The 12157-nt window shown below is 68.0% G+C and carries 13 protein-coding genes and 1 pseudogene; 6 read left to right on the forward strand and 8 right to left on the reverse strand.

Features of this window, described 5'->3' with window-relative positions; all coding sequences use genetic code 11:
• Position 1: 1 nt before the first annotated feature.
• A complete protein-coding gene (locus BLV94_RS34455; RefSeq protein ID WP_072946381.1) occupies positions 2-1324 on the reverse strand; it encodes an amino acid deaminase in 1323 nt (440 codons plus the stop codon).
• Positions 1325-1544: 220 nt separating this feature from the next.
• Here BLV94_RS34455 and BLV94_RS34460 point away from each other — a divergent pair, with 220 nt between their 5' ends.
• Genes BLV94_RS34460 through BLV94_RS34470 form a run of 3 tightly spaced genes read left to right on the forward strand, consistent with a single transcriptional unit; the run spans position 1545 to position 3753 of the window.
• Positions 1545-2549 carry a sugar kinase gene (locus tag BLV94_RS34460; protein WP_143051451.1) on the forward strand — a complete coding sequence of 335 codons (1005 nt, stop codon included), beginning with the start codon at positions 1545-1547 and terminating at the stop codon, positions 2547-2549.
• A 3-nt stretch (positions 2550-2552) separates the two neighbouring features.
• The gene (locus BLV94_RS34465; RefSeq protein ID WP_072946380.1) at positions 2553-3302 is read left to right on the forward strand and encodes an IclR family transcriptional regulator; all 750 of its coding nucleotides are present in this window, start codon (positions 2553-2555) and stop codon (positions 3300-3302) included.
• A 46-nt stretch (positions 3303-3348) separates the two neighbouring features.
• The gene (locus BLV94_RS34470) at positions 3349-3753 is read left to right on the forward strand and encodes a RidA family protein (protein ID WP_005251231.1); all 405 of its coding nucleotides are present in this window, start codon (positions 3349-3351) and stop codon (positions 3751-3753) included.
• Between the two features lie 4 nt (positions 3754-3757).
• Here the strand turns inward: BLV94_RS34470 and BLV94_RS34475 are convergent, their stop codons facing one another.
• Positions 3758-5098, reverse strand: coding sequence for a potassium channel family protein (locus tag BLV94_RS34475; RefSeq protein ID WP_072946379.1), 1341 nt, complete (start codon positions 5096-5098; stop codon positions 3758-3760).
• 239 nt (positions 5099-5337) lie between these two features.
• Between BLV94_RS34475 and BLV94_RS34485 the strand changes: the two are divergent.
• Both BLV94_RS34485 and BLV94_RS34490 read left to right on the forward strand, forming a co-directional pair.
• Positions 5338-5780, forward strand: a pseudogene (locus BLV94_RS34485) (PPOX class F420-dependent oxidoreductase).
• Between the two features lie 53 nt (positions 5781-5833).
• Entirely contained in the window at positions 5834-6316 is a 483-nt protein-coding gene (locus BLV94_RS34490; protein WP_072946377.1) for a hypothetical protein, read from the forward strand.
• 114 nt (positions 6317-6430) lie between these two features.
• On the opposite strand, the gene BLV94_RS34495 is transcribed toward BLV94_RS34490, so the two are convergent.
• The 6 genes from BLV94_RS34495 to BLV94_RS34520 form a co-directional block, all read right to left on the reverse strand.
• Positions 6431-6661 carry a hypothetical protein gene (locus tag BLV94_RS34495; protein ID WP_072946376.1) on the reverse strand — a complete coding sequence of 77 codons (231 nt, stop codon included), beginning with the start codon at positions 6659-6661 and terminating at the stop codon, positions 6431-6433.
• Between the two features lie 110 nt (positions 6662-6771).
• Positions 6772-7527: an AIM24 family protein gene (locus BLV94_RS34500; RefSeq protein ID WP_072946375.1), complete on the reverse strand. Its 756-nt coding sequence runs from the start codon at positions 7525-7527 to the stop codon at positions 6772-6774.
• Positions 7524-8225 (reverse strand): AIM24 family protein, encoded by a 702-nt coding sequence (locus BLV94_RS34505; RefSeq protein ID WP_072946374.1) that lies wholly within the window; start codon positions 8223-8225, stop codon positions 7524-7526. Before BLV94_RS34505 ends, BLV94_RS34500 begins: the two co-directional genes overlap by 4 nt.
• Positions 8226-8230: 5 nt before the next feature.
• The gene (locus BLV94_RS34510; protein WP_072946373.1) at positions 8231-8854 is read right to left on the reverse strand and encodes an AIM24 family protein; all 624 of its coding nucleotides are present in this window, start codon (positions 8852-8854) and stop codon (positions 8231-8233) included.
• Positions 8855-8933: 79 nt separating this feature from the next.
• Complete coding sequence (locus BLV94_RS34515) at positions 8934-10076, reverse strand: DUF475 domain-containing protein (RefSeq protein WP_072946372.1); 1143 nt, start codon at positions 10074-10076, stop codon at positions 8934-8936.
• Between the two features lie 117 nt (positions 10077-10193).
• Positions 10194-10769, reverse strand: coding sequence for a TerD family protein (locus tag BLV94_RS34520; RefSeq protein WP_072946371.1), 576 nt, complete (start codon positions 10767-10769; stop codon positions 10194-10196).
• A 258-nt stretch (positions 10770-11027) separates the two neighbouring features.
• Here BLV94_RS34520 and BLV94_RS34525 point away from each other — a divergent pair, with 258 nt between their 5' ends.
• Positions 11028-12149 (forward strand): hypothetical protein, encoded by a 1122-nt coding sequence (locus tag BLV94_RS34525; protein ID WP_072946370.1) that lies wholly within the window; start codon positions 11028-11030, stop codon positions 12147-12149.
• Positions 12150-12157: the final 8 nt, after the last annotated feature.

Below are 12157 nucleotides of genomic sequence, written 5' to 3' on the forward strand. Positions count from 1 at the left end.
ATCAGAAGAAGGTGCGGATCAGGTCGACGACGACGGGATCGTCGGAGTCGTCACCGACGACGGGTATCCACCGCCACTTGTCGAACGCGGTGCACGGGTGGGAGAGACCGAGCCGGACGACGTCGCCGACGCGCAGATCGTGTTCGGGCCGTGCGGGATCGAGCCGGAGGAACGCGTGCTGGTCGTTGACGGCGGTCACTTCGGCGCCGACGAGGGGTTGCGGCGCCGCCCCGAGCGCGCCGGCGACGGCCTGCGCGGTGGGGAGTCCCTCGTCGAACGGGACGTCGCGCTTGCCTGCGTCGAGCAGGGCGAGGCCCGGCTCGGGGCGGGAGACGACCCGGGCCCACGTGTGCATCGCGGACGTGAGGCGGCGTTCCTGCTCGTCTCCGCCGCGGGCGAACGGGGTGATCCCGGTGTAGAAGCCGTCGTCGTGGATGATGTACGCGCCGGCGCGGACCACCACTTTGGTTCTGCCGCCCGCGAGTTCGGCGAGCACCTCGGCGACCACGTCGAAATAGGCACTGCCGCCTGCGGTCACGTAGACGTCCTGACCTTCCGGGTAGCGCCCCTCGTCCTCGAGCCGGCGGTGCAGTTCGGCCATCGACCGGAGGTACGCCCGGACCCGGGCGAGGGACTCCTCGGACGCGTCGTGGGCGAGCGCCCCCTCGTAACCGGAGACGCCGGCCAACCGCAGTGCGGGGCTTTCCCCGATACGTTCGGCGACCGCCACGGCCTCGGCCACCGACCGGGCGCCGGTGCGGCCTCCCGCTCCGCCGAGTTCGACGAGCACGGGCAGCGGCCGGACCACGGTGACGCCGGCCAGCGCCGCGGTCATCGCGTCGACCGTCTGCGGGGAGTCGGCCCACATCAGGACTTCGAGTTCCGGGTCGGCTTCCATCTGCTCGGCCAGCCACAGCAGGGCGGTCGGGTCGACGAGCGAGTTCGCGATCTGCACCCGGCGCGCGCCGAATCGCACCGCCACCCGGAGCTGACCGAAGTTCGCCAGCGTGATCCCCCACGCACCGCCGCGGATCTGCCGGTCCCACAGCACCGGTGACATGGTCGTCTTCCCGTGCGGAGCGAGGTCGACTCCGTGCGCTCGGCACCACGCCGCCATGGTGTCGAGATTGCCGGCGATGGCCGTCTCGTCGAGCACCATCACCGGGGTGCTGAACGCGGACAGCCTCGGCCGGGTGGCGAGGAACTCGGCCTTGGTATGGCCGTTCGCCGCGGAGGGGAGGGCTTTGTCCACGTCGGACAGGCGCAGCTCGTCGAGCTCCGCCAAGGCACCGGAATCGAGTGCGTCCGTTCCGCTGATCGTCATCGTCGATCCTGTCGTTCGGGTTCTGTGGGGCTGGCCGTCATCAGAAGAAGGGCCGTGAAGTGCTACGTTGCGCTGTATGCAACGTTGATTGCGTTTTTGCGTCTCCTATGTCTAGCATTGGCCTGGGTCATCGTCAACGGTCCGATGCGGCATGCATCACCGCGGCGAGGGCTCTCGAAACCCAATCCCGTGCCGGTCCGAGCAGTCGCAGAGGTAAGAAGTGCAGGAATCGACCCCCACCCCCGAGTCCGGTGTCGCGTGCCTCGGTGAGGCGATGGTGCTGGTGGCCCCGGACTCGACACTCCACCTCGCAGGCGCGGAGGCGAACGTCGCTGCGGGTCTCGCCGCGCTCGGTGTCCCGGCCGCCTGGGTCGGACGACTCGGCGACGACGAGTTCGGCACCCTCATCCGCACCGAACTGCGGGCGCGGGGCGTCGACGTCCGCGCGATCGAGATCGACCCCGAGCGGCCCACCGGTCACTACTCGAAGACCACCGCCCTCGACGAGCACGGTGAGCCGCGGACCGACAGCCTGTACTCCCGAGCGGGTTCGGCGGCGTCGGCGATGGACCCCGGATTCCTCGACCGGCCGGCGGTCGCGGAACTGTTCGGCCGCGCCGCCGTGGTCCACTGCAGCGGAATCACACCGGCCCTGTCCGATTCGTGCCTCGCCCTGATGCGGAGACTGCTCCGCGACAGGCCGGGGATCTCCGGTGTCGTCAGCTTCGACGTCAACTGGCGTGAGCAACTGTGGCCGGACGGCGATCCGCGGATGGTCGTGGAACTGGCGAATCTCGCCGATCTGGTGCTCGTCGGCGCCGACGAGGCCCTGCGCGTGCTGGGCACCGCGGATCCGCACGAGTTGCGGCTGATCCTGCCCGCGCCCGCCACCGTCGTCGTCAAGGACGGCGCGCACCGGGCCCTGGCCGTCGACCGGAGTGGTCGCAGCATCGCCGTTCCCGCACTCCGCGTGGACGTCATCGAACCCGTCGGCGCGGGCGATGCCTTCGCCGCCGGATATCTCAGTGGTGTGGTGCGCGGCGAGGATCAGGCGCGCTGCCTGCGCCGCGGGCACATCGGTGCCGCCGCCACCCTGACCGTCGCCGCCGACTCGGCGCCCCCGCCGCCCGCCGCACTGCTCGACGCGATGCTGCGCTGTTCCGAATCGGACTGGGCGGCAACGAGCGTCACCGCCGACGGCTTCTCTCTCGTGAAAGTGGAGTGAACGATGAGTCAGAGTGTCTCCCGCGCCCTGCACCTGCTGGTGCAACTCGGCAACGGCCCCGCCAACCTCGACCAGCTGGCCGAATCGACCGGAGTCCACAAGACCACCGTGCTGCGGCTGCTGCGGACGCTGTCCGACGAGCGGTTCACGTTCCGCGACAACAGCAACCAGTACCACCTCGGTTCCCGCATCTTCGAACTCGCCGCACAGGCCACCGATCAGCGGGAGGTGCGGCGCATCGCGTCACCGCACCTCGTCGCGTTCAACCGCGAGTACGGGCGCACCACGCACCTCGCGGCGATGGAGGGCGGCGACGTGGTGTACATCGACAAACTCGAATCACACGATCAGATTCGGATGTACTCGCGAATCGGGCTGCGCGCCAATCTCAATTCGACCGCCGTCGCGAAGGTGATTCTCGCCGACCTGCCGGATTCGGAACTGCGGACCGTCGTCGACTCGATGGACTTCTCCTCCCGCACCGCCAACACGATCACGACGCCCGAACGCTACCTCGACGAGATCCGTATGGTCCGAGAGCAGGGCTGGGCGCACGATCAGGAGGAGAACGAGCCGTCCGTCAACTGCATCGGAGTGCCCATTCGTGGCGCGTCCGGTCGCGTCGTCGCCGCCGTCTCGGTCTCGGTGCCCGACGTCGTTCTCAGCTACGAACGCGTCCTCGACCTGCTCGAACCCCTCCAGGCCGTAGGGGCGCGGATCTCCCGAGACTGCGGATACCGCGCCCAGCCCTGACCGTCCCCCGTCCACCCGAAAAGTAACGACACACAGGAGTATCGATATGTCCGACACCACCGTCATCCGCACCGAAGGCGCCCCCGCCCCCGCGCACACGTTCAGCCAGGGCATCAAGAAGGGCAACATGCTCCAGGTGTCGGGGCAGGGCCCGATGGACCCCGTCACGAACAAGTACATCGCCGAAGGCGACGTGCGCGAGCAGACCCGTCGCACCCTCGAGAACGTCAAGGCGATCCTCGAGGCCGGCGGTGCGAGCGTGGAAGACGTGCTGATGTTCCGTGTCTACCTCACCACCCGGGACGACTTCGCGGCGATGAACGACGTGTACGGCGAGTTCATCGCGGAGAACGTCCCGAGCGGTCAGCTGCCGTGCCGCACCACGGTTTTCGTCGACCTCCCGCACGAGGTCATGCTCGTCGAGATCGACGCGCTGGCCGTGACCGGCTAGGTCGCTACGCGGTGACGAGGTGGCGGCAGCTCATCCGCGGCGACACGGGCAGCTCCGTGAAGACAGGCTCGGACGTGTCCGCCGTCGCCACCTCCAGGTAGAGGTGGCTGCCGTCCGCCACGACGCCCTGCGGATGCAGGCCGATCAGCTCGGCCACCACGTACGTGGCGCTGAGGCTGGTGACGTCGCGGATGATCCCGAGCCGCAGCAGCGACCTCGTCTCCGCGATGGCCTCCTGCTCACCGGCCCGCAGGACCAGTCGCAGTCCGGGGGACAGGGCCTGCGCTGCCACGGACACGGCGATGTTGTCGAGGTCGTCGGAGCCGACCGCGGCCAGCGCCAGCGCGCGGCGCACACCCAGCCGTTCGAGGAGTTCGCGGTCGCCACCGTGCCCCACGACCGTCGGGATGTTCATCGACCGCACGAGTCGGAGGTTCTTGGCGTGGGGGTCGCGCTCGACCCCCACCACCGCGACGCCGAGCGCCTGAAGTTCCCGGCACAACCGGAGGCCGACCTGGCCGAGACCCACGACGATGACGTGGCCCGACCGGGGCAGGACCCGGCTGCCCACCAGGCCGACGAGCCGGGGGCCGAGCAGGCGCTCGATGATTCCGGCGGTGAACATGGCGGTGAACACCACGGTGAAGAGCATCGCCACCGACGCGAACACGGCGTAGGCGGGGCTGCCGTGGGTGTCGGCTCCCGGGCCCACGGTGGTCACCACGCGGACCGCTTCGTTGAACGCGTCGAGCGGCGCCACGTGCTGACCGAGGATCAGCCACAGCCAGTCGGCGAACAGGACGGCGAGGAGTCCGGCGAGCCCACCGAGCAGGATGCGCGTACCGATGTCGTGCGACCGCAGCAGACCCGTCGCGCCGGTCGCCACCGTGCGCCACCAGTTCCGCCGGGGCAGGTCGACGTGCGCAGCCTCGGGGTGGCCGTCGATCGTCCGGACCGTCAGCATGTGCTCGCCCGCGTGCCGGGCCGCGACGAGTTCGGGGTCCAGGCACGGACCGGCGAGCGTCGGCGCTGCGAGGTCTGCCGGTGACGTCACCGTGCACTGCGGGAGCAGGTGGGACAGCTGGTCCGCGACCGTGCGGTCGAAGATCGTCACCACCAACGGAATCGACGCCGAGATGTGCGCGGCGGCCAGCGCGTACCGCAGAGCGACGACGTCGTCGCGCACCAGGATCGCCATCCCGCGCGGTTCGTCCGCCATCGCCAGGCGCAGTTCGTCGTCGTCGGGGGCGACGAGATGGCGGACGTCGAAGTCCCTTTCGCGAAGGGATGCACAGACCCGTCGGGCCACGGTGGTTTCGCCGATGACGAGATATGAGTCGTTCACGTGTGGTCCTTCCGGCTCGGGATCACGAGAGCGTACCCGAGAAAAACCACAGATCCCACACGAGAACGTCTACCAACGAGTAGCCGGAACACGTTATCGGCCAATGAGTTTGCGATACATCCACCCTACTCGTCGGTAGGAGCGCCCTGGATCGCCAGACGAGTCCGATCACACCGATCCGGACGAGGCCGCCGAGGGCCGCCGGGAACACCGCCTCGGCGACCGTGGTTGGGTGAGACATGACCCTCGATGCGAATGACGACCGGCGTCCACTTCTCGACCTCGTCGCCACACACAACCGGGCCGTCCTCGCGACGGTCAAACGCGACGGACGCCCCCAATTGTCGAACGTGATCTATGCCTGGGATCCCGACACGCAGACGGCGCGGGTGTCGGTGACGGCGGATCGGGCCAAGACGCCGCGCGCGACCCCCGGGTGTCGCTGCACGTCAGCGCGACCGACTTCTGGAGTTACGCGGTGGTGGAGGGCGACGCGGAACTGAGCGCGGTGGTGACGGACCCGCACGACGCGGCGGCGGACGAACTCGTCGAGGTGTTCCGGCAGGCAGCGGGGAAAGAGCACGACGACTGGGAAGATTTCCGCCGCGCAATGGTGTCCGAGCGCAGGCAGGTGCTCCGGGTCCGCGCGACGAATGTGTACGGCATGGCCCAGCTGCCCTGAGTGCGCGGAACGTAGCTGTGGCAGCGGATCGGAGGCGGTGGGACGATTGAGTCGTGCGCAAGAGGCGGTGGCCGGCGGCACCACCGCCTGCCACGGAGGGAATCGTGGTCCACGGGCCGGTCGAGCTCGTGACGAGCCGCGATGTGAGCCTGCGTCTGTCGGAGGTCGTCGCCCACCCGAAGGGCATGCTGCTGCGCATCGAGCTGACGGCGAGAGGCAGATCCGCTGATCTTGCGCGTCACGAGACGCGTCCGCTCGACGATCCCGACGACCCCTCGGCGCGCTGGTCGTATCTCGCGGTGAACGTCCGGGTCGACGACCTCGAGGGAGTCGCCGACGCCCGGCACCCGCATTCGACGTCGACGACCGCGGCCGCGGACGCGTCCGAATATCACTCCGCGCCGCACTACTGGATCAGCGACTACCCGGAATCGGGAACCATCACGCTGACCGCGGGGTGGAAGGAGATCGGGCTGCTGCCGAGGACCCGGACGATCACACTCGGCCCCAATCCGAGTATGCGGCCCACCCGGTAGCACTACGGCCGGTAGAAATACGGCCGGTAGAAATACGGCCGGTAGAAATACGAAGGTGCCCTTCGGCGCCGTGGGAGCGTCGAAGGGCACCTTCGCCCTGTGAGGAAACGCAGATCAGGGCAGCGGAACCCAGGTGCCGAAGAACCAGAATCCGTGCGGGCTCGGCGCCGGTGCCTGCTGCTGCGGAGCGTGCTGCTGCTGCGGCTGGGGCTGCGGTGCCTGCTGCTGCTGGGCGGGGGCGGGGTTGTGGCCCACCGGGTCGGCGCTGGCAACGCCGGCTCCGATGCCGAGGGCTGCGAGGGCGATACCACCGGTTGCGACGGCCTTGGTCACGACGGACTTCATGCGGTTCCTCCTGGAACGTATCGGATGCGGTGTCAGAACTTCCTGACACAGATCAGATTGCTCCCCGTCCCTGCCACAACTCTTCGCTCAGCCTGGCAATCTCCTGCACGTCAGCGAGGCTGCTCCGCCAGCTTGGCGGCGATCACCCCGTTGAGTCGCTGCAGACCGCTCGGCGTGATCCCGTGGATCTGGCCCTCGATGCTGCGCACGACATGGGTGTCGCTGAGGACCTTCTCGCTGGACTGGATCAGAACCGTTCCGGCGCCGGTGAAGTCGAACTGCCGCTCCTCCCCGGAGTTGATGCCCATCATGTGGGCGCCCGCCGCGAGGAAGTTGCTGATCCATCCCTGGTCGTAATGGTGGCTCGGGGACGGGCAGTCGGCCCACCCGACGAGCGCCTCGGGGTCGATCCGCAGCGGCGGTTCCGAGAACATTACCGGACCGTTGGACGACGCCAGGAACTTCCCGGTCCCGATGAGGGTCAGGAATCCCGGCACGATGGACTGGTTCAGCGACAGACCCGGTTCGAACGCAAGGAGATTCGATGCCCGGATCGTGAGGTTTCCGTCGTCGAGGTCGTACGAGTTGATGTCGTATCCACGGTCGCCGATGATCAGTTTCCCGAATCCTTCGGCCACCGCGTAGTCGCCCATGTACAGCGGCGCCGAGAACTGGTTGGCGACCATGTGCAGTGCGGCGCCGTGCAATCCGTGGGTCAGCGCCTGGAACTGCATCTGGCCGTAGTACGCGATCATCGCACCCTTGCGGATGAACCAGGGCGCGGTGAGGTCGATGCAGAACGCGTAGCTGTTGTCGGGAATGTTGTCACTGGCGCCCAGCGTCGACGGATTGTGGATGGCGGTCACAGTTTCTCCTCCGAGGCCTGAACGTAGACGATTCCCTGACCGGTGCACTGCAGTTGCATCGCTTCCCCGACGCCGCGGCCCATGGCCTCGCGCCAGCCGACGGCGGATTTCAGTTCCACCTGGACGCTCCCGTACGTGCCGACGAACGCGTCGGGGTCGACGAACACCGGATTCGGTCCGCCTACCGGGAGTTCGATGAAGCCGCCGTGCGCGAGCAGGACCGCCGACCCGTACCCGGACAGCTGCGTCGTGAACATTCCGGTGCCGGACAGGGCTCCTGCCGCCGCGCCGCGCAGCGCGCCGAGCATGCCGCGCCCGCCGCCACCGCCGCCCTGACTCACCACCGAGACCACTGAACTCTGCAGTCCCGCGTTGTGGGCGAGGAGCCGGGACGCCTCGACGCACAGGGTGCCGCCCTGCGACATGTCGACGACGTGCACCTCGAGCCCGGCGTGGCCGTAGTGCACCTCGCCCTGCCCCTGCGCCAGCATCGTGCGTTCGTGCTCGCCCTGCATCATGCGTCCGGCCATCCGGGTGAATCCACCCATGCCCGCCATCGACTGGGAACCGGGCACCTGGTGCGGAGAGAACTGGACCTGACCGGTGTAGAACAGCATCGCGCCGGTGCGGGCCACCACACCGCCTGCGGCGCCGACGTCGACCTTGACGACCTTCGAGTTCACTTTCGAGAAGACCATGGGGCTCACCGCTCTGCCGGTTGGATGGAGACGACGCCGTGACCGTCCCACTTGAGGGAAAAGGCCTCACCGTTGCCCTGGCCGACGGCGTTGCGCCACGACACGTCGGTCACGAACGACTGCGTCACCTGCCCGCGCGCCGAGACGAACGCGTCGGGATCGACTACGAGGGGGTACTGCGGCGACACCTCGAGGTGGATGAGCGGTCCGCCCGCCGACAGCAGGGCCACCTGACCCTGACCGGAGACGGTCGTGGTGAACAGGCCCTGACCGCCGACCCCGCCGCGCAGTCCGGTGAACGTGACGTTGGTGTTCAGGTTGCCGCTCAGCGCGAGAAGTTGCTGCGATTCGACCTGCAGAGTCTCGTTCGCCAGGTCGACGACCGAGACGTACTGTCCGCCCACGGCGAGATACACGACACCGTGGCCGGAGCACTCCATCAGCGACAGCGCCTCGCCTGTGGCACGCCGCTTCATCCCGGCGAGGACACCGTCGCCGCCACCGAAGCCTGCCGACTTGAAACTGACATTGCCCTCGTAGGCGATCATCGAACCCTGAATCGCCCGGATGGTGGTTCCGGCGAGCTGCGCCTCCACCACCTTCTTCGACTTGCCGAGCAGCCGCCCCATGGTGCCCTTTCCAGTGTCGAGCGGCAGTGCCCGTGACCGAGTCACGTGCACTGCCGCTGGATGTGAGTACAGGCAGAACCTAGCCGACGGACACCGGGTTCTGCTCGTCCACGTCGTCTGCCGCTTCGCCGACCGCCGCGGCGGCCTTGCGGTTGCGGACGATGCTGGAGATGAACGCGGCGCCGATGAGGGCGACACCGACGAGGCCGGTGACGTTCTCGTTGACGTGGTAGCCGATGGACACCAGCAGGATCACGGCCAGTGCGCCGATGGCCCAGTGGGCGCCGTGCTCGAGGTACACGTAGTCCGAGAGCGTGCCCTTGCGGACCAGGAACACGGTGATGGAACGGACGAACATCGCGCCGACGAAGCCGAGGCCAAGGGCGATGATGATCGGGTCGGACGTGATTGCGAAGGCGCCGATGACACCGTCGAAGGAGAACGACGCGTCGAGGACCTCGAGGTAGAGGAAGAGGAAGAACCCGGCCTTGCCGGTGGCCTTGGCCAGCGCGGTCGGGCCACCGGTGGATCCTTCGATCGGTTCGCCGTCCTCGTCTTCCTCGGGGGTGTTGAACAGTTCACCCAGACCGTTGACGGCGATGTAGGTGACCATGCCCAGGACGCCGGCGATCATCACCGTGGACACGGTGTCCTCGGGGGCGATGTAGGCGGCGGTGATCAGCAGCAGGACGCCGGCGAGGATGACGGCCAGCTGGTCGAGCTTGCCCGCGCGGGCGAGGGGCTTCTCCAGCCAGGACAGCCAGGTGATCTCGCGCTCTTCGAGGATGAAGCCGAGGAACAGCATCAGCAGGAACATACCGCCGAACGCGGCGATCTGCGGGTGCGCGTCGGTGAGCAGGGTTTCGTAGCTGGCGCTGCCGTCGGGGAAGTACGCGGCGCCGTCGGCGGGCGGGTTGAGGGCCAGGTCGAGGGCGGCGACGGGGCCGAGGCCGGAGGCCAGCCAGACGATGACGAGGGGGAAGACCAGGCGCATGCCGAACACCGCGATGACGATGCCGACGGTGAGGAAGATCTTCTGCCAGAACTCGCTCATGCGGCGCAGGACGGTGGCGTTGATGACGGCGTTGTCGAAGGACAGCGAGATCTCGAGGATCGAGAGGATCACCACGAGGAGGACGGCCTGGGGGCCTCCGTAGATCGCCGCGATGATGAGGGAGATCACCGTCACGGCGAAGGAGAGACCGAATATTCGCAGAACCACGAAGCGTGGCCTTTCTCTAGTGGGCATGCAGGGTGGTTACTGCAGGGGACGAACACCGGGGGAGGGTTTCACGTCGGTGCCGTGAAACCCTCCCCCGGCTGAAGAACGAAACGACTGTCAGACGTTGACGCCGTAGTCGCGGGCGATACCGGCCAGCCCGGACGCGTAGCCCTGGCCGATGGCACGGAACTTCCACTCCGCGCCGTGGCGGTACAGCTCGCCGAAAACCATAGCGGTTTCGGTCGACGCGTCCTCGGACAGGTCGTAGCGGGCGAGCTCGTTGCCGTTGGCCTGGTCGACGACGCGGATGTACGCGTTGCGGACCTGGCCGAACGACTGCGAACGCGTTTCCGCGTCGTAGATCGAGACGGGGAACAGGATGCTCTCGATGTTCGCGGGGACCGCCGCCAGGTTGACGTTGATGACCTCGTCGTCGCCCTCGCCCTCACCGGTGGTGTTGTCGCCGACGTGCTCGATCGAGCCGTCGGGCGAGCGCAGGTTGTTGAAGAACACGAAGTGCTGGTCCGACACGACCTTCTTGTCGGCACCCGCACCGATGGCGCTGGCGTCGAGGTCGAAGTCGGTGCCGGTGGTCGAGCGGGCATCCCATCCGAGTCCGACAGCCACCGCCGTCAGGTTCGGCGCCTCCTTCGTGAGAGAAACATTGCCGCCCTTGGTCAAGCTGACGCCCATTCAGGGGTCCTTTCGAGAGGAGGTGGTTGGACCCTCGACAGCTGTCGAAGTTCCGAGTTCGTCGTGCGACACCACGATAATGAATTTGTCCGACTTGTCCCATCCGTCGATCTGTCCACAGGTTTGTGCACAGGCAATTCCGGTCCACTCGGAGTTGTCGCCCCGACCAGTACGATTCAGGGCGTGACGAGCGGATGGGCGGGACGCTTCCGAGGAAGAGCCCGGGGCGACGACTCGGCTCGTCGCGCCCACGACACGATGGTCGCAGCGTTTCTCGATATGGACAACCGGCAGAGCATTGCCGCCGCGGCCGTGGACGCCTCCGCAGAGCTGACTCCGGAACGCGGAATCCGCCGGGCGTGGGAACCGGTCCGCGACGGGTGCTACCAGGCCGCGACGGCGTACCTCGCGGCGGAAGACCGGTTCGAGAACGTGGAGACGCCGGCGGCCGCCGCCGCGTACGAGCAGGTGACGCGGCAGTTGGTGGCGGCGACGCAGACCCTCGACGAGTTCTATCGCACACATCGCGGCCATCTCGAGGAGTCGACCGCGATGCTGGCGGCCGTACCCCAGGTTGCCCAGCAGGCACTGCAAGTCGCCGCTGCGGCGCAGCGCCGGGTGCAGACCGAGGGCGCCGCCTACGCCGGCTACCCGTCGGTGCGCGACCGGGGAGCCGCACTCGATGCCGCGGTCGTGGCGCTGCAGGGTGCCCGCGGCGCCAACCCGGTCCGCGCCGCGGCGGCGCGGGTGCGGGAGGAGGCGGCGGCGCTCGAGAAGGCGCTGGCCGCGGCTCCGTCCAAGGAGCGGGATGCCGCGCACGCCGTGTCGTCGGTGTCGACGAGGATCGCCGCGGTGCAGACTCGGGCCGAACGGCTCGCGCCCGCCTACTCGGCCCTGCTCCGCGAATTCAACGCGGCCAGTTCGGCGGATCTCGTCCACAACGACCGCGAGAGCCGCACGCACATCGAGCAGGCGCAGACCGATCTGCAGCAGGCGCAGAAGGCTCTGACCGCGGGAAACCCCGAGGGAGCGCTGGATCTGACGGCCGCGGCGCGGACCCATCTCGTCGACGCGGAGGCGAACGTCGACGGCGTCACCGATCGTCTGCTGTTGCTCCGGGAGGTCCGGGAGAACCCGCGGGCGAAGGAGAACGAGATCAGATTTCGCCTCCGCGACGCCCAGATGTTGGCTGTCAATCGTGGGCTCGTGAGGGAATGGGGGTCGGTCCTCGACGCTCAGCTCGAGCGAATTGACCGAATTGCAGGGACACTGACCGGGCGGCATCCCGACTACTGGGCGTACGTCACCCAGCTCGATGCCGTGTCGGCGTTCATTGCCGAGGTGGTTCAGAAGATGAGAGGACACACAGCGCAGCGATGACACGGGGG

It is taken from the genome of Rhodococcus koreensis (assembly GCF_900105905.1).
GTDB lineage: Bacteria > Actinomycetota > Actinomycetes > Mycobacteriales > Mycobacteriaceae > Rhodococcus_F > Rhodococcus_F koreensis.